The organism is Kitasatospora sp. NPDC048286 (genome assembly GCF_043201735.1).
Taxonomy (GTDB): domain Bacteria; phylum Actinomycetota; class Actinomycetes; order Streptomycetales; family Streptomycetaceae; genus Kitasatospora.
Window position 1 is genome coordinate 45,318 of sequence record NZ_JBICZE010000022.1, and the last position, 26,943, is coordinate 72,260.

Below are 26,943 nucleotides of genomic sequence, written 5' to 3' on the forward strand. Positions count from 1 at the left end.
GCTCGGTAGCATGGACCACCGGGTCGATCACCCCATGGGGAGGGGTGTCAAGATCACCCCCCTGCACGGGGCGGCGCCCGGCGACCGTTGCCGGAGGTGCCGATGACCATCGAAGCAGCCGGGCAGCCCCTGACGGGGCAGCCGACGACCGTACGGCCGGCCGGGGCCAGGAGGCCCCTCGGAGAGCTGGGCCTGGCCGCCCTCGGCCGGGCCGGGCGGGCGGCACTGCTCGCCACCGGCCGGCCGCCTGTGCCGGACGCCCTGGAACCGCTCGTCCGGGTGCACCGCCGGCACCATCCGCAGGCCGACCTCGGCCTGCTCGCCCGCGCGTACCGGCTCGCCGAGGCCAGCCACCGCGGCCAGAAGCGCAAGAGCGGCGAGCCGTACATCACCCACCCGCTGGCCGTCACCATGATCCTGGCCCAACTCGGCGCCGGGACGACGACCTTGGTCGCCTCGCTGCTCCACGACACGGTCGAGGACACCGAGTTGACGCTGGACCAGGTGGGCGCAGGGTTCGGGCCCGAAGTCGCCTACCTGGTCGACGGGGTGACGAAACTGGAGAAGGTCGACTTCGGCGCCGCCGCCGAGGCCGAGACCTTCCGCAAGATGCTGGTCGCCACCGGGGACGACGTCCGGGTGATGGTGATCAAGCTGGCCGACCGGCTGCACAACATGCGCACCATCCGGCACATGAAGCCGGCCAGCCAGGTGCGGATCGCCAAGGTCACCCGGGACGTGCTGATCCCGCTGGCCGAGCGGCTCGGCATCCAGGTGCTCAAGGCGGAGCTGGAGGACATCGTCTTCGCCACCCTGCACCCCGAGGAGCACGCCCGCACCCGCGCCCTGATGGCCGGTCACGAGTCCGAGCCGGACACCCTGCTGGAGCCCTTCGCCCGCCGGCTGGCCCGCCAGCTGGCCGAGGCCGGGGTGTCCGCCGAGGTGACCGTACGGCCCCGGCACTGCGTCTCGCTGCACCGGGTGCTGCTCCGGCGGGCCGCCGTGCCCGGCCCGGACGGCCGGCCGCAGGGGCCGCGTCCGGCCGACTTCGGGCGGCTGCTGGTGGTGGTCGAGGAGAACGCCGACTGCTACGCGGTGCTCGGCGAGCTGCACACCTGCTGGACGCCGCTGCCCGGGGAGTTCAAGGACTTCGTGGCCGCGCCCAAGTTCAACCTCTACCAGTCGCTGCACACCGCCGTGGCGCTCAGCGGCGGCGCGGTGGTCGAGGTGCTGGTCCGCACCCGGCGGATGCACGAGGTGGCCGAGACCGGGGTGGTCGCGCTCGGGGACCCGTCCCCGGCCGGCGCCGTGCAGGACACCGACGAGCTGGACCGCACCGACCCGGCCCGCCCGGGCTGGCTCAGCCGGTTGCTGGAGTGGCAGCAGGAGACGCCCGATCCGGACGCCTTCTGGTCCACGCTCACCGCCGACCTGGCCGGCGACCGCGAGATCACCGTGGTGACGGAGGGCGGCGAAACGCTTCAGCTGAGGGCGGGCGCCACCTGCGTGGACGCGGCCTACCTGCTCGGCGAGGAGACCGGCCACCGGTGCATCGGCGCGCGGGTCAACGGGCGGCTCACCGCGCTCTCCACCGTGCTGGAGGACGGCGACCAGATCGCGGTGCTCACCGAGACCCTCCCGGCCGGCGGCGGGCAGCCCTCCGGCCCCGCCCCCGAGTGGCTGGCGCACGCCCGCACCCCGGCCGCCCGGCTGGCCATCGAGCGCTGGCTGGCCGGCCACCCGGCCCGGCAGCCGGTGGTCCGCACCGGCCCGGCCGGCGGCCAGCCCGCCCCGCCCGGGCGCCCCGCCACCCGGCGGCCGGGCGCCCCGGTCGCGGTGGCCGGCCGGCCCGGGGCTTCGGTCCGGCTGGCCCGCTGCTGCACCCCGGTGCCGCCGGACGAGGTGGCCGGCTACCCGATCCGCGGCGGAGCGGCGGTCGCGGTGCACCGCACCGGCTGTCCGGCGGGGGAGCGGATGCGCGCGGACGGGCGGGCCGAGCTGGAGGTCCGCTGGTGCCCGGAGGGCGCGCCGGCGGCCGGACACCGGGCGACCCTGCGGGCCGAGGCGCTGAACCGGCCCCGGCTGCTCGCCGACCTCACCGCGGCGATCTCCGGCGCGGGCGTCGGCATCGTCTCGGCCGAGGTCGAGCCGCCGCAGGAGTCCAGGGTCCGGCACACCTACACCGTCGAACTGCCCGAGCCGGCCGCACTGCCGGGGCTGATGCGGGCGATGCTCAAGGTGTCCGGGGTGTACGACGTGAGCCGCCCGCACGCCCCGGAGGGCGCCCGGGAGGCGGGGGAGCGGCCCCCGGGGCGCGCCCCCGGCCCGGTGGCGCGGGGGAAATGGGGATGACCGGCCCGCGTCGGGCGTGCGACCATCATGGGGAATTCACGGCCGGTCCACGGCGTTCTCCGGGCACAGGAGCCCGGGTTCGCGTCCGCGGACCTGAGGGGTAGCTCACCCCGCCCGGACGGTAGCCGGGGCGGCAGCTGGGCAGACTCCGTACGGGACCGCCACCGCGGTCCCCGAAGGCCACCCGTACCAGCGAGCCAAAGGACAGAATGACCTCCACGTTCGACACCCGCGACCACGCCGACGCTCCGCGCCGCCTCGACGGTCTGCGGGCGGAAGCCCTCATGGACGAGGACCTCGCGGCCATCGACGAGGACCTCGGCCACCACTACGACGGCGACCAGTACGACCGCAGCGAGCGAGCGGCCCTGCGCCGGGTCGTCGGCCTCTCCACCGAACTCGAAGACGTCACCGAGGTCGAGTACCGCCAGCTCCGCCTGGAGCGCGTGGTGCTCGTCGGCGTCTGGACGGACGGCACGCTGGAGGAGGCGGAGAACTCGATGGCCGAGCTCGCCGCGCTCGCCGAGACGGCCGGCTCCCAGGTGCTGGACGGCGTCATCCAGCGCCGTGACAAGCCCGACGCGGCCACCTACATCGGCTCCGGCAAGGCGAAGGAGCTGCGGGACATCGTCGCCGCCAGCGGCGCCGACACCGTGGTCTGCGACGGTGAGCTCACCCCCGGGCAGCTGATCCACCTGGAGGACGTGGTCAAGGTCAAGGTCGTCGACCGGACGGCCCTGATCCTGGACATCTTCGCCCAGCACGCCAAGTCCCGGGAGGGCAAGGCGCAGGTCTCGCTCGCGCAGATGCAGTACATGCTGCCGCGGCTGCGAGGCTGGGGTCAGTCGCTGTCCCGGCAGATGGGTGGCGGTGGCTCCGGCACCTCGGGCGGCGGCATGGCCACCCGTGGTCCCGGTGAGACCAAGATCGAGACCGACCGGCGCCGGATCCGCGAGAAGATGGCGAAGCTCCGCAAGGAGATCGCCGACATGAAGAAGGGCCGCGACACCAAGCGCCAGGAGCGCAAGCGCCACCAGGTGCCGTCCGTGGCCATCGCCGGGTACACCAACGCCGGCAAGTCCTCCCTGCTCAACCGGCTCACCGGCGCGGGCGTGCTGGTGGAGAACGCGCTGTTCGCCACCCTGGACCCGACCGTGCGCCGGGCCGAGACCCCGAGCGGGCGGCTCTACACCCTGGCCGACACCGTCGGCTTCGTCCGGCACCTGCCGCACCACCTGGTCGAGGCCTTCCGCTCGACCATGGAGGAGGTCGCCGACGCGGACCTCATCCTGCACGTGGTGGACGGCTCGCACCCCGAGCCGGAGACGCAGCTGGCCGCCGTCCGCGAGGTCATCGTCTCGGTCGACGCGCAGAACGTGCCGGAGATCGTGGTGATCAACAAGGCGGACGCCGCCGATCCGCACGTGCTCCAGCGGCTGCTGCGCCGCGAGCCGCACGCCATCGTGGTGTCGGCCCGCAGCGGCGCGGGCATCGAGGAGCTGCTGCAGCTGATCGACGACGAGCTGCCGCGTCCGGCGGTCGAGGTGCGGGCCCTGGTGCCCTACACCCAGGGCGCGCTGGTCTCCCGGGTGCACGCCGAGGGGGAGCTGCTCTCCACCGAGCACACCGGCGAGGGCACCCTGCTGCACGCCAAGGTGCAGGCCGAGCTGGCCGCCGAGCTGGAGTACTTCGCGGTGGCCCTGCAGGGCTGACGCCGGAGCGTACCGAGGGCCCCGGGACGGTGTTCGTCCCGGGGCCCTTCGCGCGCCCTGGCCGGCCGGGTCACCTGACGTTCTTGGCGAAGTAGTCGAAGGCCTGCTTCGCCTGGTCCTGCAGGGAGGGGCCGGCCTGGTAGCCGGCCGGGTTGCGGTCGCCGACCGCGCCGACGCTGATCAGGTTGGGCTTGCCGTCCCTGGTGACGAACCAGCCGCCGCCGGCGGCGCCGGCCGTCATGGTGCAGCCGATCACGTACATCGGCGGCCGGCTCCGGTCGAAGGACAGCCGCCCGGGCGCGACCGGGGAGTCGCAGTGCGCGAGCTCCAGCCCGTCGAACGGCCGCTCGGCCGGATAGCCGTAGGCGGCGGCCGCGGTGATCTGCTCGCGCGGGGCGTTGAACCAGATCGGCACCGCCCCGCCGACCACTTCCTCCAGGGACCTGCCGGAGCCGTCCTCGCCGCTCACCCGCAGGACGCCGTAGTCGTACTGGTCGCGGGCGCCGACGCCGCCCTCCTGGAGCCAGGTCGGCGAGACCAGCGCGCGCACCGCCGTCCACCGGCCGTACGGGGCGGCCCGCTGGTCGGGGTTCGGCTTGCCGTGGACCAGCCGGCCGTCCCGGTTGTAGCCCGGCACGAAGACCAGGTTCCGCAGCCAGCCGCCGCCCTTGCCGTCGTGCAGGCAGTGCGCGGCGGTGTACACGAGGTTGCTGCGGCCGGGGTTGACCGGGTCGGAGACCACGGTGGCGGAACAGGCCGCGTCACCCTGCGGCGTGGTCATGAAGAGCCGGCCGACCACCGAGCCGGCCGGGCCGTACGGGTGCGGCTGCGGCGCGGCCGGGACGGCGGCGGGCGGGGCGTCCCGCTCGACGCCGGGCGCGGCGGGGGCGGTCAGGGAGTACTCCGGGGTGGGCCGGGGCCTGGCGGCGTCCATCCGGGCCGCCGTCCAGGGGCGGGGCGCCGGGTCGTCGGCGAAGGCGCTGTCGGCGACGTAGCGGGCCCAGTCCTCCACCTTCCAGCCGGTCAGGTCGCCGGTGCTGGTGGGCGCGGACCTCGGCAGGGCGAGCGGCGCGGTGGGGGGCCGGGCCGGGCCGTCCGGGCCGCACCCGGCCGCGCCCAGCGCGAGCGCGGCGAGCAGCGCGGCGCCGGCCGTCGCGGCCCGGCGCCCGCGGCTGGTGGTTCTCGGCATGCTGGCTCGTCCCCCGTGCTGTGCTGGTGGTTCCGTCACCGCCCCCGGTGGCGGCCGCTGCCGCGTCCCGGGTGGCCGGTCACTTCTTGGAGATCCAGTCCAGCGCCTGCCGGGCGACCGCCTCCAGGTACGGGCCGCTCAGCGAGGTGTGCTCCTGGGTGCCGATCGAGGTGTTGCTGACCAGGGCGGTCCTGCCGTCCGGCATGGTGGCGAACCAGCCGCCGCCGCTGGCGCCCTGGGTCATGTTGCAGCCGATGGTCAGCATGGTCGGGCGCTTGGCGTCGAAGGAGAGCCGGGTGGGCTTGCCGCCTTCGCACCTGTACAGCTCCTGGCCGTCGAACGGCTTCATCAGCGGGTAGCCGACGGCCGCGACCTTGAGCTGGTCGCGCGGGGCGTCGAACCAGACCGGGACGGCCGAACCGACCGTCTCCTCCAGGGACTTGCCGGTGTCGTTCTGGTTGTGCACGCGCATGACCGCGAAGTCGTACTGGTTGGCGGCGTCGCCGCTGCCGCCGCCCTCGACCATCCACTGCGGCGAGGTGGTGACCTGGTCGGCCCACCAGGTGCCGAGCGGGGCCAGCTCGGACAGCGGGGCGCGCTTGCCGCCGCTGGAGGCGCCCGAGTTGTTGTAGGCGGGCACGAAGACCAGGTCCTTGTAGAAGTTCCCGCCCTTGCCCTCGTGCACGCAGTGGCCGGCCGTCCAGACCAGGTTGCTCTTGCCCGGGTGCTGCGGGTCGGCGATCACCGTCGCCGAGCAGTTGCCGCGGCCGCCCTGGGCGGAGAAGAACACCTTGCCGGAGGGCTGCTTCGTGTACGGGCGGGGCATCGCCACGGCCTTGACGAGCGCGGGCTCGGGGTCGGTCACGCCGTCGTCGGTGGCCGGCGCGGGCGTGGCCGGGGCGGGCTTGGCGGCGGGCGGCGCCGGGTCGGCGGGCTTGGAGTCGCCCATCTTGTCCGGGTCCCAGAAGTCCTTCACCACCGGGTTGTTGAAGACGTGCTTGGACGCCCACTTGTCCCAGTCCTCGTACTTCCACTTCTTCAGGTCGTCCCAGCTCCTGGGCAGCCCCTCCAGCAGGCTGGTCGGGATCCCGGACGGGAGGGTGAGCCCGCCGATCACCCCGCCCGAGCCCGCGGTCGGGGCCGTGGAGGAGGAGGGCGGCGCCGCGGCGGCGGTCCCTCCGCCGCCCGCCGGGCCGTCCGGCCCGCAGGCGGTCACGGCGAGCAGGGTGCCCGCGGCCAGGGCGGCGGCCAGGGCTGACCGGTGGATCGTGGGCATCTGTGCGCTTCCCCCTGTGCTCGTTCGATCGGTGCCGGGTGCCGGGCGGTGCCGGGCCCCCTGACGGTGCCGGGCCGGCGGCTTCGGACCGGAGCGGTACGGGCCCGGCCGGTTCGCGGTGCGGCGCTCCGCCGTCCTGGAGTCTTCCATCGCAGACGAGGACGACGGTGCCCGCCCCCCGGGTTGCGGCGCGGGCCGGAGGTCACCGATCCGTGACCCGGGCCCGGCCGGCGCACCGGCCCAGCAGGACGATCGGCCCCGGAGATGGACAATCGCCGATTCTCACCCGGACGAGTGAGCCGTCCTTGTGATCACCCGTCATGGATAGGTAACCCTTACCTGACGCGACGGTGCGGGTGCCCGCCGATCCCCTCCACCACAGTGCGCGTCCGCACCCCCACGCGCCCCAAGGAGCAGCCTTGAGCACCGCCGCCCTCACCGGAGCACCGCCCGTACCGCCGCCCGCCGTGGAACGGGCGGACCTCGAGCACGACCTGCTGCTGCACCCCGACCCGGCCGTCGCCGCCGAACAGGCGGGACTGGAGGCCCTGCTGCGCTGCTGGACGCGCGAGACCGGAGCCCGGCCCGGACCGGACGGCCGGTTGCGGATCGCCGTCCTCGGCGGGGCCGCCCGGCTCACCGCCCCCGTCCGCTACTGGTCGCCCGGCGGCTGGCACCGCTTCGGGCCCGCCACCCTCGCGGTCGGGGAGGCCACCGCGGCGGGCGACGTCTCCGAAGCCCCGGTGGACGCCGTCACCACCGCCGCGCTGCTCGCCGCCGCGGCCGCCGAACGGCCCGACCCCGGGCAGGTCGCCGACCTGGCCGCCAGGGTCGCCGACTCGGTCGTGCGCACCGCAGAGATCCTCGCCCACCGCCGCACCGCCGCCACCCCCGGCGGCCCCGAGCGCTCCCACTTCCTCGCCGCCGAGCAGTCCCTGCTGCTCGGCCACCCGCTGCACCCCACGCCGAAGAGCCGCGACGGCCTCGGCCCCGCCCAGAGCGCCGCCTACTCGCCCGAACTGCACGGCTCCTTCCAACTGCACTGGTACGCCGTGGACCGCGAGCTGCTCGCGGCCGGCTCCGCCGTCGCCGAGAGCGCCGAACAACTCACCGCCGGCCTCCTCGACGGCGGCACGACGCTGCCGCCCGGCACCGCCGCCGTCCCGCTGCACCCCTGGCAGGCCCGCGAACTCGCCCACCGCCCGGCCGTCGCCGCACTGCTCGCCGACGGGCTGCTGCACGACCTCGGCCCGGCCGGCGAGCCCTGGTACCCCACCTCCTCGGTGCGCACCGTCTACCGGCCCGGCACCCCGTGGATGCTCAAGCTCTCGCTCGGCCTGCGGATCACCAACTCCCGCCGGGAGAACCTGCGCAAGGAACTCCACCGCGGCCTGGAGATGCACCGGCTGCTGGAGAGCGGACTGGCCGCCGAGTGGCGGGCCGCCCACCCCGGCTTCGACATCGTCCGCGACCCGGCCTGGATCGGCGTCGACCACCCCGACCTCGGCGACCCGGGCGGCCTGGACACCGTGCTGCGCGCCCAGCCCTTCGCGCCCACCGAGCGCGCGCTGTGCGTCGCCGGACTGGTCGCCGAACAGCCGCTGGGCACCGGCGACACCGTGCCCTCCCGGCTCGGCGACACCCTGCGGGCGCTCGCCGCCCGCTTCGCCCGCCCGCTGCCGACCGTCGCCGCCGAATGGTTCCTGCGCTACCTGGACGCGGTCGTGCTGCCCATCCTCTGGCTGGACGGTCGGGGCGGCATCGCCCTGGAGGCGCACCAGCAGAACAGCCTCGTGCTGCTGGACGCCGCGGGCTGGCCGCGCGGCGGCCGCTACCGTGACAACCAGGGCTACTACTACCGGGAGAGCGCCACCGCCAGGCTCGCCGCCCGGCTGCCCGGGCTCGGCACGGACAGCGACACCTTCCTGCCGGACGAGGTGATCGACCACCACTTCGCCTACTACCTCGGCATCAACCACGTGCTCGGCCTGATCGGCGCCTTCGGCTCCCAGCGGCTCGCCGACGAGACCGTGCTGCTGGCCGCGCTGCGCCGGTTCCTGGCCGGCCCGCGGGCCGCCGCCACCGGCTCGGCGCTGCCCGCGCTGCTGCTGGACGCGCCCACCCTGCCCTGCAAGGCCAACCTGCTCACCCGGATCAATGGCATGGACGAACTGGTCGGCCCGGTCGCCAGCCAGTCCGTGTACGTGGACATCCCCAACCCGGTGGCGGGCGCCTGATGCTCTGCGACCCGCCCGGGTGGGGCTCCGTCCCCACTCCGGCCGGCGAGTTCCGGCTCGGCCCGGTCCGGCTGCCCGCCGACCTGGCGCTGCTCGCCGGGTGGATGAACGACCCCGAGGTCGACGCCTTCTGGGAACTCGCCGGGCCGCCGGAGGTCACCGAACGGCACGTCCGGGCCCAGCTGGACGGCGACGGCCGCAGCACCCCGTGCCTCGGCCTGCTCGACGGCGAGCCGCTGAGCTACTGGGAGGTCTACCGCGCCGACCTCGACCCGCTCGCCGCGCACTACCCGGCCCGGCCGCACGACACCGGCGTGCACCTGCTGCTCGGTCCCGCCGCCAGCCGTGGCCGCGGGCTCGGCGCCGTCCTCCTGGCCGCCCTCGCAGAATTGATTCTGCTCCGGAACCCGTGCTGCGAACGGGTGGTGGCCGAGCCGGACGTCCGCAACCGGCGGTCCGTCCGGGCCTTCGAACGAGCCGGATTCCGGGCCGTCGCCGAACTCGACCTGCCCGACAAGCGCGCCGCCCTGATGGTCCGCGACCGGGCCGACGGGCCCGTCGCGCAGGCCCAACTCCCCGCCTAGGACAACCCTGTGGACACCACGACACCCCCTCCCTACGACCTGCTCGGCGTCGGCATCGGTCCGTTCAACCTCTCGCTCGCCGCACTCGCCGAGCCCGTCCCCGGCCTGCGCACGCTCTTCTGCGACCAGCGCCCGGAGTTCCGCTGGCACCACGGGATGCTGGTGGACGGAGCCCGGATGCAGGTGCCGTTCCTCGCCGACCTGGTCTCCCTGGTCGACCCGACCAGCCCGTGGTCCTTCCTCAACTACCTGCGCGACCAGGACCGGCTGTTCCCGTTCTACTTCGCCGAGCGCTTCCAGCTGCCGCGCCGCGAGTACGACCACTACTGCCGCTGGGCCGCCGAGCGGCTCGCCAACTGCCGCTTCGGCACCGAGGTCACCGCCCTGCGCTGGGACGCCCCCTGGTACCGCGTCGAGCTGACCGACACCGCCACCGGCCGGCGCTCCGAGGCCAGGGCCCGCAACCTCGCCCTCGGCGTCGGCACCCGGCCCGTCCTGCCCGAGGCCTTCGCCGCGCTGGCCGGCCACCCCCGGGCCTTCCACTCCGCCGAGTACCTGGACCGCCGCGCCGACCTGGCCGGCACCCGGGACATCACCGTGGTCGGCAGCGGACAGTCCGGCGCCGAGGTCTTCCTCGACCTGCTCCGGCAGCACGAGGGCGACGGCGTCCGGCTGCGCTGGCTCACCCGCACCAGGGCACTCGCCCCCATGGAGTACTCCAAGCTCGGCCTGGAGCACTTCACCCCCGACTACACCCGCTACTTCCACGGCCTGCCCGCACCCGTCCGGGACGCGCTGGTCGCCGCCCAGTGGCAGCTGCACAAGGCCGCCAGCGCCGAGACCCTCGCCGAGATCCACGACCACCTCTACGAGCGCACCATCGGCCGCCCGATCGACACCGCCCCGGTCGAGATCACCCCCGGCACCGCCGTCACCGCCGCCCGCCCCGGCCCCTGCGGCGGCCTCGAACTGCACTGCCGGCACACCGACTCCGGCGCCGAACACCTGCTGCGCACCGACGCCGTGGTGCTCGCCACCGGCTACCGGGCGGCCCGCCCGGCCGCCCTCGAACCGCTCGCCGAACTGATCGACTGGGACGAGGCCGGGCGCTACCGGGTCGACCTGGACCACCGGGTCGCCACCCGGCCCGAACTCACCGGCGGGCTGTACGTCCAGAACGCCGAACTGCACACCCACGGCGTCGGCACCCCCGACCTCGGACTCGGCGCCCACCGGGCCGCCGTGATCCTCAACGCCGTCACCGGGCGAACCGTCCACCGGCTGCCCGGCCGCACCGCCTGGACCGGCTTCGCGCCGCCCGTCACGGCCGCCGCGTCCGCGACCTTCGACCAGACCACCGTCGTCCCCCGCCCCCAGGAGTTGACCCGTGCCGCAACCGTCGGCCGCTGAACCGCCGCTCCACCTGCCCCCGCACCTCACCGCCGGGCACTGGCAGCGGGCCGGCCGCGCCCTGCTGGCCAAGATGCTGGGCGAGTTCGCCTACGAGGAGCTGCTCCGGCCCGTCCCCGGGGACGCGCCCGGCGAGTACCGGCTGGAGCTGCCCGAGGCCGAGTACCGCTTCACCGCCCGGCGCGGCGCCTACGACAGCTGGCAGGTCGACCCCGAGTCCGTCCGCTGCTCCCGCCCCGACGGACTGGACCCGCTGCGCTTCCTCCCGTACGCCCGGCAGACCCTCGGCATGCGTGGCGAGACCACCGGCCACCTGATCCGCGAGCTCTCCGCCACCCTGACCGCCGACGCCCGCCAGCTCGCCACCGCGCTGACCGCCGCCGAACTCGCTGACCTCGACCACACCGCCCTGGAGGGCCGGCAGACCGGCCACCCCTGGATCGTCCCCAACAAGGGCAGAATCGGCTTCTCCTCCGCCGACGCCGCCCGCTGGGCCCCCGAGGCCCGCAGCCCCCGCCCGCTGCCCTGGATCGCCGTCCACCGCCGGCTCGCCGAGTACCGCGGCGTGCCCGGACTCGAGCGGCCCGAGCAGCTGTACGCCCGCGAGCTGGACGACGTGGACGCGCTGCGCGCCGCGCTCGGCCCGGACGCCGAGGACTACCTGCTGCTGCCCGTCCACCCCTGGCAGTGGGACGAGACGATCCTGCCGCTGTTCGCGCCCTGGATCGCCTCCGGCGAGATCGTCCCACTGCCCTCGGACGGGGACCCACGACTGCCCCAGCAGTCCATCCGCTCCTTCTTCAACACCGCCCACCCCGAGCGCTGCACGGTCAAGCTGCCGCTGTCCATCCTCAACACCCTGGTCTGGCGCGGCCTGCCGGTCGAGCGCACGCTGGCCGCGCCCACCGTCACCGCCTGGCTGCTCGGAGTGCGCGACGCCGACCCGTACCTGCGCGACGAGTGCCGGGTGATCCTGCTCGGCGAGATCGCCTCCGTCACCGTCGACCACCCGCTCTACCGCGAGCTGCCCGAGGCGCCGTACCAGTACAAGGAACTGCTCGGAGCGATCTGGCGCCAGCCGCTCGGGCCCTTCCTGGCCGAGGGGGAGCGGGCCCGCACCCTGGCCGCGCTGCTGCAGACCGGTTCCGACGGGCGGGCGCTCGCCGCCGAGCTGATCGACCGCTCCGGCCTCGCCCCCGCCGAGTGGACCGCCCGGCTGTTCGCCTCGATGATGCCGCCGCTGCTGCACTTCCTCTACCGCTACGGGCTGGTCTTCTCCCCGCACGGCGAGAACGCCATCGTGGTCTTCGACTCCTCCGAGGCGCCCGCCCGGCTCGCGGTCAAGGACTTCGTGGACGACGTCAACCTCAGCGCCCAGGGCCTGCCCGAACTCCACGGCCTGCCCGCCGAGGTGGCCGAGGTCCTGCTGCGGGAGAGCCCGCAGGGGCTCTGCCAGTTCATCCACTCCGGGCTGTTCATCGGCGTCTTCCGCTACCTCGCCCCGCTCCTGGAGGCGCAGACCGGACTGCCCGAGACCGAGTTCTGGGCACTGCTGCGCGCCGAGGTGCTGCGCTACCAGGACCGCTTCCCCGAGCTGAGCGAGCGCTTCGAGCTGTTCGACCTGTTCCGCCCCCGGATCGACCGGCTCTGCCTCAACCGCAACCGGCTGCTGCTGGACGGCTACCAGGACCGCCCGCACCGCCCGCACGCCGCCCGGTACGGGACCGTGCCCAACGCGCTGGTCGCCGTGGACGTGCGACTGCCCGGGCAACGGAACCGGATTGTCACCCCAGCCCCGTAGGGTGGGAGGGTCATGACGAACGACTCCGAATCCCACGACTCCGAATCCCAGCGGGCGGCGGACCTCGGCGACGAGGCCGAGGAAGCCGTAGCCGTCCCGCGCTCGCGGATCCCCGAACTGCTGCACGCCGCGGTGGCGGCCGTCGGCGGTGTGGAGCGCCCCGGTCAGGTCCGGATGGCCGAGGCCGTCGCCGACGCCGTCGACCACGGCGAGCACCTGCTCGTCCAGGCCGGCACCGGCACCGGGAAGTCCCTGGCCTACCTGGTGCCCGCGCTCGCCCACGGCGACCGCGTGGTGGTCGCCACCGCCACCCTGGCGCTGCAACGCCAGCTGGTGGAGCGGGACTTGCCGCGCACCGTCGACGCGCTGCACCCGGTGCTGCGCCGCCGCCCGCTGTTCGCGATGCTCAAGGGCCGCTCCAACTACCTGTGCCTGCACCGGGCCAACGAGGGCACGCCGAGCGACGAGGGCGAGGGCCTGTTCGACCCGGTGGACGCGCTCGGCGGGCCCACCGGGAAGCTCGGGCAGGACGTGCTGCGGCTGCGCGACTGGGCCGACGAGACCGACACCGGGGACCGCGACGACCTCAGCCCCGGCGTCTCCGACAAGGCCTGGGCCCAGCTGTCGGTCACCTCCAAGGAGTGCCTGGGCGCCACCCGCTGCCCGTACGGGCAGGAGTGCTTCGCGGAGAAGGCGCGGGAGCGGGCCAAGCTGGCGGACGTCGTGGTCACCAACCACGCGATGCTCGCGATCGACGCGATCGAGGGCGCGCCGGTGCTGCCCGAGCACGGGCTGCTGATCGTGGACGAGGCGCACGAGCTGGTCAACCGGGTCACCGGCGCGGCCACCGCCGAGCTGACCGTCGGCGCGGTCAACCGGGCGGTGAAGCGGGCCGCGCGGCTGGCCAACGAGAAGGCCGTCGACGCGCTCCAGGCCGCCGCCGAGAACTACCACGGCCTGATGGAGACCGCCCAGCCCGGGCGGGTCGAGGAACTGCCCGAGTACCTGGCGTACGCGGTCACCGCGATCCGGGACGCCTCCCGGCAGGTGATCACCTCGCTCGGCGAGACCAGGGACAAGGGGCTCAGCGACGAGGACGCCGTCCGCAAGCAGGCGATGGCCTCGGCCGAGGCGCTGCACGAGACGGCCGAGCGGCTGCTGGAGGACTCCGAGTACGACGTGGTCTGGATCGAGCGCAGCGACCGCTACGGGCTGGGTACCGCCTCGCTGCGGGTCGCCCCGCTGAGCGTCTCCGGGCTGCTGCGCGAGGGCCTGTACAAGGAGCGCTCGGTCGTCCTCACCTCGGCCACGCTCAAGCTCGGCGGGGACTTCAACGGTGTCGCCGCCTCGGTCGGCCTGCCGTCCGAGACGCGGCTGCCGGACGTCCGCACCGACGGGGACAACCCCGAACCGGGTTTCGGGGAGGACGCCGTCCCGCACTGGCGCGGGATCGACGTCGGCTCGCCGTTCAAGTACCCCAAGCAGGGCATCCTGTACGTCGCCAAGCACCTGGCCGATCCCGGGCGGGACCCGGAACGGCCGGACATGCTGGACGAGTTGGCCGAACTGATCGGTGCGGCCGGCGGGCGGACACTGGGCCTGTTCTCCTCGATGCGCGGCGCCCAGACGGCCGCCGAGGCGATGCGCGAGCGGCTGGACAACCGCGTCCTGCTCCAGGGTGAGGACACCCTGGGCGAGTTGATCCGGGAGTTCGCCTCGGACGCGACCACCTGCCTGTTCGGCACGCTCTCGCTCTGGCAGGGCGTGGACGTGCCCGGCTCGGCCTGCCAGCTGGTGGTGATGGACCGGATCCCGTTCCCCCGGCCGGACGACCCGCTGATGAGCGCCCGCCAGAAGGACGTCGAACAGCGCGGCGGGAACGGCTTCATGGCCGTCGCGGCGACGCACGCGGCGCTGCTGATGGCGCAGGGCGCGGGCCGACTGGTGCGCGCGGCCGACGACCGGGGCGTGGTCGCGGTGCTGGACCCGCGGGTGGAGACCAAGCGGTACGGGGGCTTCTTCCGGTCCTCGATGCCGGAGTTCTGGTACACCACGGACCGCAACCAGGTGCGCCGCTCGCTGGCGGCGATCGACGCCTCGGCGGCGCCGGTGCGGCCGGTGGTGAAGCGGGGCTGAGGGCCCCGCCGCGGTACACGAACGCCGGAGGGGCTCCCCGTGGTCGCGGTGGAGCCCCTCTCCCGTGTGCGGCGGCCCCGGGTGTGGTGGCCCCGGGTGCGGTGGCCTGTGGCGCTGTGCGCCGTACGTCAGAGGCGGCGCAGGACCGCGACGACCTTGCCCAGGATGGTCGCGTTGTCGCCGTTGATCGGCTCGTACGCGGAGTTGTGCGGCATGAGCCAGATCCGGCCGTCCTCGCGCTTGAGCCGCTTGACGGTGGCCTCGCCGTCGATCATCGCGGCGACGATGTCGCCGTTCTCGGCGACCGGCTGGCGGCGCACGGTGACCCAGTCGCCGTCGCAGATGGCCGCCTCGATCATCGAGTCGCCACGCACGGTGAGCGCGAACAGCTCGCCCTCGCCGACCAGCTGGCGGGGCAGCGGGAAGACGTCCTCGACCGTCTGCTCGGCCAGGATCGGCCCGCCGGCGGCGATCCGGCCGACCAGCGGGACGTAGGAGGTGGACGGGCGGCCGGCCGTCTCGGCGGTGTTCGGGCGGGCCACCTCGACGCCACGGACCTCGTAGGCGCGCGGGCGGTGCGGGTCCCGGCGGAGGAAGCCCTTGCGCTCCAGGGCCATCAGCTGGTGGGCGACCGAGGAGGTGCTGGACAGGCCGACGGCCTGGCCGATCTCGCGCATGGACGGCGGGTAGCCGCGGCGCTGCACGGAATCCCGGATGACCTCGATCACCCGGCGCTGGCGCTCGGTGAGCCCGGCCTCGTCGGTGCGGATGCCGGGCGGGCGGCCGGGCATGGCGCGGGCGGGGGAGGGGTGGTTGTCGTCCATGGCGGCGGAGTGTTCGATCGGCTGGTCGGGGACGCGGGGCGTCCCGGAAAGGGCCGCGCCGGAGAGACGGTGGTCTTCGCTACGGTCCATGTTGATGTCCACACCCTGCTGATTCGTGGTGCGCTGCCCCACCTTGAACTGGGAGTGTTCCTGCACCGGGATGGTGTTGCTTTCGATCGTGTTCACGGCGGCCCCTCTCGACGGCTGTCCTCTCCCTTTTCCAGCCCAACGCGCCTCCTATCGAAAGGTTGCGCCAAACACACGTTCGAGTGAATTATTCGGGAGTTGACTGACTCGATCAAGGCTTTGTTGTACATCGAGTAAATGTTCGAGAAGAACTCGACCTCGGCAGTCTAATCGGCACCGACACGCCAGGGCGTCCACCTCCCCCTGAGGCCTAGATGTAGTGGCTACAGTCCTCTCCGTGCCCAGTACTAGTGGTCGCCCCGCATGATCAGCTTGCCGAGGCCGGGGGCACATCGCATAGACTCGACTGGTCCGAACGTTCTGCCAGGGAGGGATCCCGAGGTGCACTGCCCCTTCTGCCGGCACTCCGACAGCCGTGTTGTCGACAGCCGGACCACCGAGGACGGCAGCTGCATTCGCCGCCGTCGGCAGTGCCCGGACTGCGGTCGCCGCTTCACCACGGTGGAGACGGCCGCACTGATGGTCATCAAGCGCAGCGGCGTCACCGAGCCGTTCTCCCGGCAGAAGGTCATCACCGGCGTCCGCAAGGCCTGCCAGGGCCGTCCCGTCACCGAGGACGCGCTGGCCCAGCTCGGCCAGCGGGTCGAGGAGTGCGTGAGAGCCAGCGGCAACGCCGAGCTGACCACCCACGACGTGGGGCTGGCCATACTCGGCCCGCTCAAGGAACTCGACGTGGTCGCCTACCTGCGCTTCGCCTCCGTGTACCAGGCGTACGACGGACTGGAAGACTTCGAGGCCGCCATCGCGGAACTCCGCGCCGAGCAGCCCCACACCCCGGAGACGGACGACACCTGCGTGTCCGTCTCCGCCGCCGCGCCCTAGCGGGCGCCGGGCCCCTGGCGGGCCCTGTTCCGCACCACCACGGCCCCGCGGGGCCCACGCGTGCCCGAAATCGGGGCACGAAACACTACAAACCGTGCGCAAGCAGGCTGGGTCTCCGTCTGCCCGCACACCGGAAGAACGAACCAGCAGTGCCCGGACTTTTAGGGGCACTTCGGGCGTTTGCCCAGGAGGAGGAAAAGTGACAGACACCACGAGCGGTTCCGCACGCGGGTCGAAGTCCGAGAAGGCCGCGGCCAAGGGCGCCAAGGCCCCGAAGGGCGGTCTCCGGATGGAGCGCATCTACACCACTCCTGGCGTGCACCCGTACGACGAGGTCCGCTGGGAGCGGCGCGACGTCGTCATGACCAACTGGCGCGACGGCTCGATCAACTTCGAGCAGCGCGGCGTCGAGTTCCCCGACTTCTGGTCGGTCAACGCCGTCAACATCGTCACGTCCAAGTACTTCCGCGGCGCCGTCGGCACCCCGCAGCGCGAGTGGAGCCTGAAGCAGATCATCGACCGCGTGGTGCTCACCTACCGCGCCGCCGGCGAGAAGCACGGCTACTTCGCCTCCAAGGACGACGCCGAGATCTTCGAGCACGAGCTGACCCACGCCCTCCTCCACCAGGTGTTCAGCTTCAACTCGCCGGTCTGGTTCAACGTCGGCACCAAGCAGCCCCAGCAGGTCAGCGCCTGCTTCATCCTGTCCGTCGACGACTCCATGGAGTCGATCCTCGACTGGTACAAGGAAGAGGGCATGATCTTCAAGGGCGGCTCCGGCGCCGGCCTCAACCTCTCCCGGATCCGCTCCTCCAAGGAACTGCTCTCCTCCGGCGGCAACGCCTCCGGCCCGGTCTCCTTCATGCGCGGCGCCGACGCCTCGGCCGGCACCATCAAGTCCGGTGGCGCCACCCGCCGCGCGGCCAAGATGGTCGTCCTCGACGTCGACCACCCGGACGTCGAGGCCTTCATCGAGACCAAGGTGAAGGAGGAGGAGAAGATCCGCGCCCTGCGCGACGCGGGCTTCGACATGGACCTCGGCGGGGACGACATCACCTCCGTCCAGTACCAGAACGCCAACAACTCCGTCCGCGTCAACGACGAATTCATGACCGCCGTCGAGAACGGCACCGAATTCGGCCTGCGCGCCCGGATGACCGGCGAGGTCATCGAGACCGTCGACGCGAAGAAGCTGTTCCGCAAGATGGCCGAGGCCGCCTGGGCCTGCGCCGACCCCGGCATCCAGTACGACACCACGATCAACCACTGGCACACCTGCCCGGAGTCCGGCCGCATCAACGCGTCCAACCCCTGCTCCGAGTACATGCACCTGGACAACTCCAGCTGCAACCTCGCCTCGCTCAACCTGATGAAGTTCCTGCGCGACGACGACTCCTTCGACGCGGAGGCCTTCGCCAAGGTCGTCGAACTGGTCATCACCGCGATGGACATCTCCATCTGCTTCGCCGACTTCCCCACCGAGAAGATCGGCGAGACCACCCGCGCCTTCCGCCAGCTCGGCATCGGCTACGCCAACCTCGGCGCCCTGCTGATGGCCACCGGCCACGCCTACGACAGCGAGGGCGGCCGCGCCCTGGCCGGCGCCATCACCTCGCTGATGACCGGCACCGCCTACCGCCGCGGCGCCGAACTCGCCGGCGTGGTCGGCCCGTACGACGGCTACGCCCGCAACGCGACCGCCCACCGGCAGGTCATGAAGCAGCACGCGGACGCCTCGCTGGACGCCGTCTCGGTGGACGACCTGGACTCCCCGGTCCGGCTGGCCGCCAACAAGACCTGGCAGGACGTGCTGCGCATCGGCGCGCAGAACGGCTTCCGCAACGCCCAGGCCTCGGTGCTCGCCCCGACCGGCACCATCGGCCTGATGATGGACTGCGACACCACCGGCGTCGAGCCCGACCTGGCCCTGGTCAAGTTCAAGAAGCTGGTCGGCGGCGGCTCGATGCAGATCGTCAACGGCACCGTCCCGCGCGCCCTCAAGCGCCTCGGCTACCAGGACGAGCAGATCGAGGCGGTCGTCGCCCACATCGGCGAGCACGGCAACGTGGTGGACGCGCCGGGCCTGAAGCCCGAGCACTACGAGGTGTTCGACTGCGCGATGGGCGAGCGCGTCATCTCGGCCATGGGCCACGTGCGCATGATGGCGGCGATCCAGCCGTGGATCTCGGGCGCCATCTCCAAGACCGTGAACATGCCCGAGAGCGCCACCGTGGAAGAGGTCGAGGAGATCTACTTCCAGGCCTGGAAGCTCGGGGTGAAGGCCCTGGCCATCTATCGCGACAATTGCAAGGTCGGCCAGCCGCTCTCGGCGAAGACCAAGTCCTCCGAGGCCGCCGAGGCCAAGGTCGAGGAGGCCCCGGCCGCCGCGGTCGAGAAGGTGGTCGAGTACCGCCCGGTCCGCAAGCGCCTGCCCAAGGGCCGTCCGGGCATCACCACCTCCTTCACGGTCGGTGGCGCCGAGGGCTACATGACCGCCAACTCCTACCCGGACGACGGTCTGGGCGAGGTCTTCCTGAAGATGTCCAAGCAGGGCTCGACCCTCGCGGGCATGATGGACGCCTTCTCCATCGCCGTCTCGGTCGGCCTCCAGTACGGCGTGCCGCTGGAGACCTACGTCTCGAAGTTCACCAACATGCGCTTCGAGCCCGCCGGTCTGACCGACGACCCGGACGTGCGGATGGCGCAGTCGATCGTCGACTACATCTTCCGCCGCCTGGCGCTCGACTTCCTGCCGTTCGAGACCCGCTCGGCGCTCGGCATCCACTCCGTCGAGGAGCGTCAGCGCCACCTGGAGACGGGCTCGTACGAGCCGCTGGAGGCCGAGGAGCTCGACACCGAGTCGCTCGCCCAGTCCGCCCCGGTCGCCGCCAGGCCGGCCGTGGTTCCGGCCCCGGCCGTCGAGGCGCCCAAGGCGGCCCCGAAGCAGGCCCACAACTCCACGGAGCTGATGGAGATCCAGCTCGGCCTCAACGCCGACGCCCCGCTCTGCTTCTCCTGCGGCACCAAGATGCGCCGCGCCGGCAGCTGCTACCTCTGCGAGGGCTGCGGCTCCACCAGCGGCTGCAGCTGACCGCGCCCGACCCCGGTGGTCGCCTCCTGAGGTGACCCCCTGAAGCGGGGCGAGGACCTTTCCCGGTCCTCGCCCCGCTTTTTCGTGTGCCCGGGCGTGCCGATGTCACGTTCGGGGGTGGAGTCCGGTCCGTAGGGGGTGAAGGCATGTGACGAGAGGAGCGGGGCGATGGCCGGGACGGTGCTGGTGACCGGGGCGACGGGGACGTTGGGGCGGGAGGTGGTGCGGCTGCTGGTGGCGCGCGGGGTGGCGGTTCGGGGGTTGAGCCGGCGGGTGCGGGCCGGGGGCGACGGGGTCGAGTGGGTGGTCGGGGACCTGGTGAGCGGGGCCGGGATGGCGCAGGCGCTGGCCGGGGCCGAGGTGGTGGTGGACTGTGCGACCACCCAGAAGAAGGAGGACGTGGCCGGGGTCCGGACGCTGGTGGCGCGGGCCGGGGAGGCCGGGGTGCGGCACCTGGTGTACGTGTCGATCGTCGGGATCGACCGGGTGCCGATCGCGTACTACCGGACGAAGCTCGCCTGCGAGCGGGTGGTGCGGGAGTCGGGCGTGGGCTGGACGGTGCTGCGGGCGACGCAGTTCCACGACCTGGTGCTGAAGTTCTTCGACGCCTCCGTGCGGCTGCCGGTCTTCCCGGTGGTGAGTGGGGCGGCGTTCCAGCCGGTGGACGTCCGCGAGGTGGCCGAGGCGGTCGTGGACCTGGCGGGGCGGGAGCCCGCCGGCTTCGCGCCGGAGGTGGGCGGCCCTCAGGTGCGTTCGTACCGGGAGCTGGCCGGGACCTACCTGCGGGCGGCGGGCAAGCGCCGGGTGCGGCTGCCGCTGCGCCTGCCGGGAGCGGTCGGCCGCGGGCTGCGGGAGGGCGGCAACCTGACGCCGGATCGGGCGGTGGGCCGGGGGACCTTCGAGGAGGCGCTGGAGCGGCGGTTCGGCGGTCGCTGAGGCCGTTCGCACGTCAACCTGAGTTGACGACATGAGCGAGAGCGGAGAACTCGCGGCTGCGGGGAGCAGCCGGGACCCCGTGGGTGATGGCGGGAGACTGGCCGTCAACTGGCCGCTTGAGGCCTATGTCTGAATCGATATGATCGGCCGAAAGCGTGAACCGATCAGATGCCCGGAGGCGATTCGCTGCGTCGCCGGGCGGTCCGGTATCGCGCCCGACCAGCTGTCGGCGGCCGCGACCGTCGCCGACCCGCTGCCCGCGCCGCCGCCCGCCGACGTTGCCGAGGACCGCACCGATGAGAGAAGCCACCAGCCCCGACGGCCGATCGCGCCGACGGCCCGCGCCGCGCACCGTCGCCCTGACCGCGGTGGCCGTGCTGCTGGCGCTGGTCGCCGCACCGGTCGGCGTCACCCGGGCGTTCGGCGCGCACCAGCCGCTCACCGCCCTCGCGGTGGTCGCCGTCACGGTGCTCTGGCTGATCGCCGTCGGGCTCGCGGCGACCGGCGTCGAGCGCAACCGCGGGCTGACCGAGGAACTGGCCGCGCAGCACGAGGAGACCCGGGCCGCGCTGGTCGCCGCGGGCAGGGCCCGGCAGGCCGAGACGGCCGCCGCCGACCACGCCGCCGCCGCGCTCGCCGAGCGGGACGCCGCCCGTGCCGAGCAGGCCAGGGCGGAGGCGGACGTTACCGCCGCGCACGCCGAGCTGGCCCGGCTGCGGGCCGAACTCGACGCCGAGCGCGCCGGGGCGGAGGCGGAGCGGACCAGGGCCGAGGCCGAGCGCGCCGAGCTGGCCCGGATCGTCGACGGCGTACTGCCCGAGGTGGTGACGAAGCTGCGGGCCGGCGCGGCCGTGGACAGTGCGCTGGCCGTCCACCGCAAGCACCCCCAGTACGCGCTGCTGCGTGCCGTCGGCGAGGAGATCGGCCGCGGCGAGCGGCTGCGGGCCGCCGCGCTCGCGGTCTGCGCGACCGCCGCCGGGCGGGTCCAGGCGCTGGCCACGAGCATGCACGCCGAACTGCGCGAGATGCAGCACCGGCACGACGAGGAGGTCCTCGGCGACCTGCTGAGCCTGGACCACTCGACCGCCCAGGCGGGCCGGATGGCCGACAGCATCGCGGTGCTCACCGGTGCCCGATCAGGGCGCCGCTGGGCCAAGCCGATCTCGGTGGAGTCGGTGCTGCGCGGTGCGCTCGGCCGGATCGGCGCCTACCAGCGGGTGCGGCTGCACAACGCCAGCACCGCCGCGGTCGCCGGGCACGCGGCCGAGGGCGTGATGCACGCGCTGGCCGAACTGCTGGACAACGCCACCAACTTCTCCGCCCCGCCGGCCGAGGTGCACGTCTACGTCGAGGAGGTGCCGGCCGGGCTGGCGGTCACCGTCGAGGACAGCGGGCTGGGCCTGAGCGACAGCTGGCTGCGCCGGGCCGAGCGGGCCGTCTCCGCCGAGCCGCTGGACCTCGCCACGCTCTCCGCCGGGACCCGGCTGGGGCTGGCGGTGGTCGGCGTGCTGGCGCGCAAGCACGGGCTGCAGATCTCCTTCCGGCCGTCGGCGCGTGGCGGCACCGGGGTGGTGGTGCTGATCCCGCAGCAGCTGGTCACCCACCCGGCACCGACCGCCGCCCCGGCGCCCGTCCAGGCGTCCGTCCCGGCGCAGGCGCCGTCCGCGGAGAACGCGCGCCCGGCGCTCACCTCGGCGCGCCCCGCCCCCGCCTCCCTGCCGCCGGCGCCCTCCGCGCAGCGGACCCCCGTCGGGGCGCGAACCGGGGCACAACCGCTGCCCGGGGCGCAGACCGCCACCGCGCCCGCGCTGCCGGCCGCGCCCGCCCGGATGACCGACAGCGGCCTGCCGCAGCGCCGTCGCGGGCAGACGCTGGCCACCGCCGCCCCCGCGGCGGACCGGGCCGCGAAGCCCGCAGGAGCCGACGCGGCGGTTACGGCCGCCCGGTTCGGCGCGTTCCGACGGGCCGCCGCCCGTCCCGCGGGGGCCGAGCAGCCCCCTGCCGGGGCGCCGACCACGGACCCCGACACCATGCCCGACGCTTCCCCCGTCACCGAGAAGGACACCTGATGAGCAGTGCCAACGACCGCGACCTCGACTGGCTGTTGGAGAACCTGCTGGCGGCGACCCCCGGCACCCGGCACGCGCTGGTTCTCTCCGCCGACGGCCTCAAGCTCTGCCACACCGCCGGACTGAGCACCGACCAGGCCGACCAGCTGGCCGCCATCGCCTCCGGCCTGCAGAGCCTGGCGCACGGCGCCTCGATCGAGTTCGGTGACGGCAGCGGCGGCGTGCGGCAGTCGATGACCGAGTTCCACGGCGGCATCCTGTGCATCGTGGCGGCCGGCGAGGGCGCCCACCTGGCGGTGGTCACGGACGACGAGGCGGACGTCGGCGTGGTCGGCCACAACATGCACGGCCTGATCGAGCAGATCGGGGTCCACCTCAGCGCGCCCGCCCGGGGTACGGAAGGCGAGGCCGTGCGAGAGAGCGCGACGATATGACCGCGGGGCCGGTGCTGCCGGGGCGCGACGACGACCCCGACCGCCTCTACACCATCACCCGGGGACGCAGCCGGGCTCCGGAGAACGCCTTCGACCTGGTGACCCTGATCGTCGCCGAGCGGCAGCCGGCGCCCGGGATGCAGTCGGAGCACGCCCGGATCCTGCGGATGTGCGAGGCCCCGACCGCCGTGGTGGAGGTGGCGGCGGAGCTGGCGCTGCCCGTCTCGGTGGTGAAGATCCTGCTCGGCGACCTGCTGGAGTCCGGGGCCGTCACCGCCCGCCACCCCCGGTTCGCGCCGAACAAGGCCCGGCTGCCCGACCTCGACACGCTGAAGCAGGTGCTGCATGGCCTCCAACAGCTCTGACGGCAGGGCCGCTGATGACGGCTGGGTCGATGCCGACGGCCGGCCCGATGCCGACGGCCGGTCCGCCGCCGGGGACGGCGTGCGGCCCGCCGGCTCGCGCACCCCGCTGCGGGCGACCGCCGACAACGCGCTGAAGATCGTCGTGGTCGGTGGCTTCGGGGTGGGCAAGACCACCCTGGTCGGGTCGGTCAGCGAGATCCGTCCGCTGAACACCGAAGAGGTGATGACCAGGGCGGGCGAGGGCATCGACCCGGCCGGCACCTGGGGCAAGCGCTCCACCACGGTCGCCTTCGACTTCGGCCGGATCACCCTCTCCGAGCGCCAGGTGCTCTACCTGTTCGGCGCGCCCGGGCAGGAGCGCTTCTGGTTCCTCTGGGACCGGCTGTTCAGCGGCGCCCTGGGCGCGGTCGTCCTGGTGGACACCCGGCGGCTGGAGGAGTCCTGGTACGCGATCGACCGGCTGGAGCACCACGGCACGCCGTTCATCGTGGCCCGCAACAACTTCGGCGAGCCGAGCCACACCCTGGAGCAGGTCCGCGAGGCGCTGGACCTGCCGGCCGAGGTGCCGCTGGTGGACTGTGACGCGCGCGACCGCGAGTCCGGCAAGCGGGTGCTGATCGCCCTGGTCCACCATCTGGCCGCCCTGGCCGGGGCCGACGCGGCGAGCCTGGCCGACGGGGCCGATGAGGCTTCCCCGGCCGACGGGGCCGCCCCGGTCACCGCCGACTGGTCCGCCCCGGTCGCCGCCGGAGGGGAAGAGCCCGCCCCGGCAGGGTCCCGCACCGCGATCTACGAGGAGAGCACCCCGTGACCGAGCCCGCCGCCACCCCGCCCCCGGGCTGCCCGGCGCACGCCGGCGCCACGCCGCTGTACGGGCCGCGCTTCCAGACCGACCCGTCCCAGCTCTACCGCGAGCTGCGTGCCGCGCACGGCCCGGTCGCCCCGGTCGAGCTGGCCGGCGGGGTGCCCGCCTGGCTGGTGATCGGCTACCGCGAGCTCCAGCAGGTGACCGGCCAGCCGCAGCTGTTCGGCCGCGACTCCAGCCGTTGGCACGCCTGGGCGACGCTGCCCGCCGACTGGCCGCTGAAGCCGATGATGGCGCCCGTCCCCTCGATCCTCTACGCCGAGGGCGAGGAGCACGTCCGGCGCTCGCGCGCGGTCACCGACGCGCTGGCCGGGATCGACCCGTACGAGCTGCGCAAGCACGCCGAGGAGATCGCCGACCGGCTGATCGACGAGTTCGCCGGGCGCGGCGAGGCCGACCTGGTCGCCGAGTACGCGCACCGGATGCCGCTGCTGGTGCTGTGCCGGGTGCTCGGCCTGGACGAGGAGCAGGCGCCGCAGCTGATCGCGGCGCTGCTGGCCATGCTGGACGGCGGCCCGGACGCGCCGGCCGGCGCCCAGCGGCTGCTGGAGCTGATGCTCGCGCTGGTGGAGGAGAAGGCCGAGTACCCGGGCGCCGACATCGCCTCGCGGATGCTGGCGCACGAGGCCGGGCTGACCCACGACGAGGTGATGCGCGACCTGCGGGTGCTCCTGATCGCCGGCCACCAGCCGAGCTCGTACTGGATCTCCAACGCGCTGCGGCTGATGCTCACCGACGAGCGGTTCGCCGCCTCGCTGGCCGGCGGCCGGCGCAGCATCAGCCAGGCGCTGAACGAGGCGCTCTGGGAGGACACCCCGACCCAGATCTTCGTCGGCCGCTGGGCGGTCCGGGACACCCAGCTGGGCGGTCAGCGGATCGGCGAGGGGGACATGGTCCTGCTCGGAATCGCCGGGGCCAACGCCGACCCGGCGGTCCGGCAGGCGGACGGCCGCCCGGCGGAGGGGAACCGGGCGCACATGAGCTACTCGTACGGCGAGCACGGCTGTCCCTTCCCGGCCCAGGAGGCGGCCGAGGTGATCGCCACCACCGCGATCGAGGTGCTGCTCGACCGGCTGCCGGACCTGCGGCTGGCGGTGGCCGAGCACGCGCTGGTGTGGCGGCCGTCGGCCTGGGTGCGCGGGCTGGTGGCGCTCCCGGTCTCGTTCACCCCGGGCCACCCGGCCTGATCATTCAACACCCGCCGTTCGAAAGAGAGTTGTCGATGACCGCTGCCCCGGCCCGAATCGTCCTCGACCCGCTGGCCCGCGACAACGCGGCCGAGGGTGCGCTGCTGCGGGCCACCGGCCCGGCGGTGCCGGTCGAGCTGCCCGGCGGGGTCCGCGCCTGGGCGGTGACGCAGCACGCCGCCGCGCGCGACCTGCTGACGGACGCCCGGCTGGTGAAGGACGCCGCGCACTGGGCGGCCTACCAGCGCGGCGAGGTGTCGAAGACCTGGCCGCTGATCGGCCTGGCGGTGCCCGGCCCGAGCATGGTGACCACCGACGGCGCCGAGCACCGCCGGCTGCGGGCGCTGGTCGCCCAGGCCTTCACCCCGCGTCGGGTGGAGCTGATGCGCCCGCGCGTCGAGGAGGTCACCCACGCGCTGCTGGACGCCCTGGCGGCGGGTGAGCCGGTGGTGGACCTCAAGACGGCCTTCGCCTTCCCGCTGCCGATGACGGTGATCTGCTCGCTGCTGGGCGTGCCGGAGTCGGACCACGCGCTGCTGCGCGACCTGTACGAGCGGTTCTTCGGCATCAAGCCGAACCCGGAGGGCATCCAGGCGACCGTCGCCGGACTGAACGCCTTCGTCAACGACCTGGTGGCGCAGCGCCGTTCAGCTCCCGGCGAGGACCTGGCGAGCGTGCTGCTGGCGGCCGACACCGAGGGCGGGGCGCTGACCGACGCGGAGGCGGCGGCCACCCTGCGGGTGATCATCGCAGCCGGCCACGAGACCACGGTGAACCTGATCGGCAACGCGGTGCGGGCCCTGCTGACCCACCCGGACCAGCTGGAGCTGGTCCGCTCGGGCCGGGTGTCCTGGGACGCGGTGGTGGAGGAGTCGCTCCGCTGGACGCCGCCGACCAGCAACTTCCTGTTCCGCTTCGCCGCCGAGCCCATCCCGGTCGGTGACGTGGTGATCCCGGCGGGCGAGCCGGTGCTGGTCTCGTACAACGCGATCGGCCGCGACCCGCTCCAGCACGGGGTGACGGCCGAGGTCTTCGACATCACCCGGGACCCGACCCGCCACCTGTCCTTCGGTCACGGCCCGCACGTCTGCCCCGGCTCCCCGCTGGCCCGGCTGGAGGCGGGGATCGCGCTGCCCGCGCTGTTCGAGCGCTTCCCGGGGCTGTCGCTCGCGGTGCCGGACGCCGAGCTGCGGCCGAGCCCCTCGCTGGTGGTGAACAGTCTGCTGGAGCTGCCGATCCGGCTGTTCTGACGTCACGTCACGTCACCTGCCCCCGATCGGGTTTCCGGTCGGGGGCAGTCGTGCACCTTGGCGCGGGCCGACGGCTGCGTTAACGTCTTCGATCAGTTCGGCCGCCCGTCCCGCTGCCCCCCGCAGGCCCATCTCCGGTACAGCGCAATGTCGTTCAGTCCACCGTCGGCAGCATGCTCTGGCGAGGAGAACCGCA

The 26,943-nt window shown here is 73.7% G+C and carries 19 protein-coding genes; 16 read left to right on the top strand and 3 right to left on the bottom strand.

The genetic code is table 11. The features are described from left to right. The first annotated feature begins 102 nt into the window (after positions 1-102). Complete coding sequence (locus ACGF13_RS36655; RefSeq protein WP_392883644.1) at positions 103-2,352, top strand: RelA/SpoT family protein; 2,250 nt, start codon at positions 103-105, stop codon at positions 2,350-2,352. Positions 2,353-2,561: 209 nt separating this feature from the next. Next, the gene (gene hflX / locus ACGF13_RS36660) at positions 2,562-4,064 is read left to right on the top strand and encodes a GTPase HflX (protein ID WP_392883646.1); all 1,503 of its coding nucleotides are present in this window, start codon (positions 2,562-2,564) and stop codon (positions 4,062-4,064) included. A 70-nt stretch (positions 4,065-4,134) separates the two neighbouring features. Here hflX and ACGF13_RS36665 read toward each other — a convergent pair whose 3' ends face one another. Then, positions 4,135-5,253 (bottom strand): trypsin-like serine peptidase, encoded by a 1,119-nt coding sequence (locus tag ACGF13_RS36665; RefSeq protein WP_392883647.1) that lies wholly within the window; start codon positions 5,251-5,253, stop codon positions 4,135-4,137. A gap of 79 nt (positions 5,254-5,332) precedes the next feature. After that, complete coding sequence (locus tag ACGF13_RS36670; RefSeq protein WP_392883649.1) at positions 5,333-6,529, bottom strand: trypsin-like serine peptidase; 1,197 nt, start codon at positions 6,527-6,529, stop codon at positions 5,333-5,335. 419 nt (positions 6,530-6,948) lie between these two features. On the opposite strand from ACGF13_RS36670, the gene ACGF13_RS36675 reads away from it, so the two are divergent. The 5 genes from ACGF13_RS36675 to ACGF13_RS36695 are packed head-to-tail and all read left to right on the top strand — an operon-like array spanning position 6,949 to position 14,697. Then, positions 6,949-8,766 (top strand): IucA/IucC family protein, encoded by a 1,818-nt coding sequence (locus tag ACGF13_RS36675; protein WP_392883650.1) that lies wholly within the window; start codon positions 6,949-6,951, stop codon positions 8,764-8,766. Then, positions 8,658-9,350 carry a GNAT family N-acetyltransferase gene (locus tag ACGF13_RS36680; RefSeq protein ID WP_392883746.1) on the top strand — a complete coding sequence of 231 codons (693 nt, stop codon included), beginning with the start codon at positions 8,658-8,660 and terminating at the stop codon, positions 9,348-9,350. The genes ACGF13_RS36675 and ACGF13_RS36680 overlap by 109 nt, the downstream gene beginning before the upstream one ends. 9 nt (positions 9,351-9,359) lie before the next feature. Next, positions 9,360-10,760 carry a lysine N(6)-hydroxylase/L-ornithine N(5)-oxygenase family protein gene (locus tag ACGF13_RS36685; RefSeq protein ID WP_392883652.1) on the top strand — a complete coding sequence of 467 codons (1,401 nt, stop codon included), beginning with the start codon at positions 9,360-9,362 and terminating at the stop codon, positions 10,758-10,760. Further along, positions 10,738-12,561, top strand: a complete 1,824-nt coding sequence (locus ACGF13_RS36690) for an IucA/IucC family protein (protein WP_392883654.1) — start codon at positions 10,738-10,740, stop codon at positions 12,559-12,561. The genes ACGF13_RS36685 and ACGF13_RS36690 overlap by 23 nt, the downstream gene beginning before the upstream one ends. 12 nt (positions 12,562-12,573) lie before the next feature. Further along, complete coding sequence (locus ACGF13_RS36695; RefSeq protein WP_392883655.1) at positions 12,574-14,697, top strand: ATP-dependent DNA helicase; 2,124 nt, start codon at positions 12,574-12,576, stop codon at positions 14,695-14,697. A gap of 128 nt (positions 14,698-14,825) precedes the next feature. Here ACGF13_RS36695 and lexA read toward each other — a convergent pair whose 3' ends face one another. Beyond that, positions 14,826-15,521 (bottom strand): transcriptional repressor LexA, encoded by a 696-nt coding sequence (gene lexA / locus ACGF13_RS36700; RefSeq protein WP_392883748.1) that lies wholly within the window; start codon positions 15,519-15,521, stop codon positions 14,826-14,828. Positions 15,522-16,049: 528 nt separating this feature from the next. Between lexA and nrdR the strand changes: the two genes are divergently transcribed. The 9 genes from nrdR to ACGF13_RS36745 all read left to right on the top strand — a co-directional run bounded on the left by nrdR (position 16,050) and on the right by ACGF13_RS36745 (position 26,747). Continuing rightward, on the top strand, positions 16,050-16,550 hold the full coding sequence (nrdR, locus tag ACGF13_RS36705; RefSeq protein ID WP_392883657.1) for a transcriptional regulator NrdR: 501 nt from the start codon (positions 16,050-16,052) through the stop codon (positions 16,548-16,550). 199 nt (positions 16,551-16,749) lie between these two features. After that, positions 16,750-19,641 carry a vitamin B12-dependent ribonucleotide reductase gene (locus ACGF13_RS36710; protein WP_392883658.1) on the top strand — a complete coding sequence of 964 codons (2,892 nt, stop codon included), beginning with the start codon at positions 16,750-16,752 and terminating at the stop codon, positions 19,639-19,641. Between the two features lie 168 nt (positions 19,642-19,809). Then, positions 19,810-20,577, top strand: a complete 768-nt coding sequence (locus tag ACGF13_RS36715) for an SDR family oxidoreductase (RefSeq protein ID WP_392883659.1) — start codon at positions 19,810-19,812, stop codon at positions 20,575-20,577. A 296-nt stretch (positions 20,578-20,873) separates the two neighbouring features. Further along, the gene (locus ACGF13_RS36720) at positions 20,874-22,646 is read left to right on the top strand and encodes a sensor histidine kinase (RefSeq protein WP_392883661.1); all 1,773 of its coding nucleotides are present in this window, start codon (positions 20,874-20,876) and stop codon (positions 22,644-22,646) included. Further along, a complete protein-coding gene (locus tag ACGF13_RS36725) occupies positions 22,646-23,080 on the top strand; it encodes a roadblock/LC7 domain-containing protein (protein ID WP_392883663.1) in 435 nt (144 codons plus the stop codon). The genes ACGF13_RS36720 and ACGF13_RS36725 overlap by 1 nt, the downstream gene beginning before the upstream one ends. Beyond that, positions 23,077-23,445 carry a DUF742 domain-containing protein gene (locus ACGF13_RS36730; protein WP_392883665.1) on the top strand — a complete coding sequence of 123 codons (369 nt, stop codon included), beginning with the start codon at positions 23,077-23,079 and terminating at the stop codon, positions 23,443-23,445. Before ACGF13_RS36725 ends, ACGF13_RS36730 begins: the two co-directional genes overlap by 4 nt. Next, the gene (locus tag ACGF13_RS36735) at positions 23,426-24,256 is read left to right on the top strand and encodes an ATP/GTP-binding protein (protein ID WP_392883667.1); all 831 of its coding nucleotides are present in this window, start codon (positions 23,426-23,428) and stop codon (positions 24,254-24,256) included. Before ACGF13_RS36730 ends, ACGF13_RS36735 begins: the two co-directional genes overlap by 20 nt. Then, on the top strand, positions 24,253-25,497 hold the full coding sequence (locus tag ACGF13_RS36740) for a cytochrome P450 (RefSeq protein WP_392883668.1): 1,245 nt from the start codon (positions 24,253-24,255) through the stop codon (positions 25,495-25,497). The genes ACGF13_RS36735 and ACGF13_RS36740 overlap by 4 nt, the downstream gene beginning before the upstream one ends. A 35-nt stretch (positions 25,498-25,532) precedes the next feature. After that, on the top strand, positions 25,533-26,747 hold the full coding sequence (locus ACGF13_RS36745; RefSeq protein WP_392883670.1) for a cytochrome P450: 1,215 nt from the start codon (positions 25,533-25,535) through the stop codon (positions 26,745-26,747). Positions 26,748-26,943: the final 196 nt, after the last annotated feature.

Bases quoted from the DNA above. Each gene is read 5' to 3' on its own strand.
- ACGF13_RS36655 (WP_392883644.1), top strand. From the start codon at position 103: ATGACCATCGAAGCAGCCGGGCAGCCCCTGACGGGGCAGCCGACGACC.
- hflX (WP_392883646.1), top strand. From the start codon at position 2,562: ATGACCTCCACGTTCGACACCCGCGACCACGCCGACGCTCCGCGCCGC.
- ACGF13_RS36665 (WP_392883647.1), bottom strand. From the start codon at position 5,253: ATGCCGAGAACCACCAGCCGCGGGCGCCGGGCCGCGACGGCCGGCGCC.
- ACGF13_RS36670 (WP_392883649.1), bottom strand. From the start codon at position 6,529: ATGCCCACGATCCACCGGTCAGCCCTGGCCGCCGCCCTGGCCGCGGGC.
- ACGF13_RS36695 (WP_392883655.1), top strand. From the start codon at position 12,574: ATGACGAACGACTCCGAATCCCACGACTCCGAATCCCAGCGGGCGGCG.
- lexA (WP_392883748.1), bottom strand. From the start codon at position 15,521: ATGGACGACAACCACCCCTCCCCCGCCCGCGCCATGCCCGGCCGCCCG.
- ACGF13_RS36715 (WP_392883659.1), top strand. From the start codon at position 19,810: ATGGCCGGGACGGTGCTGGTGACCGGGGCGACGGGGACGTTGGGGCGG.
- ACGF13_RS36720 (WP_392883661.1), top strand. From the start codon at position 20,874: ATGAGAGAAGCCACCAGCCCCGACGGCCGATCGCGCCGACGGCCCGCG.
- ACGF13_RS36725 (WP_392883663.1), top strand. From the start codon at position 22,646: ATGAGCAGTGCCAACGACCGCGACCTCGACTGGCTGTTGGAGAACCTG.
- ACGF13_RS36730 (WP_392883665.1), top strand. From the start codon at position 23,077: ATGACCGCGGGGCCGGTGCTGCCGGGGCGCGACGACGACCCCGACCGC.
- ACGF13_RS36735 (WP_392883667.1), top strand. From the start codon at position 23,426: ATGGCCTCCAACAGCTCTGACGGCAGGGCCGCTGATGACGGCTGGGTC.
- ACGF13_RS36745 (WP_392883670.1), top strand. From the start codon at position 25,533: ATGACCGCTGCCCCGGCCCGAATCGTCCTCGACCCGCTGGCCCGCGAC.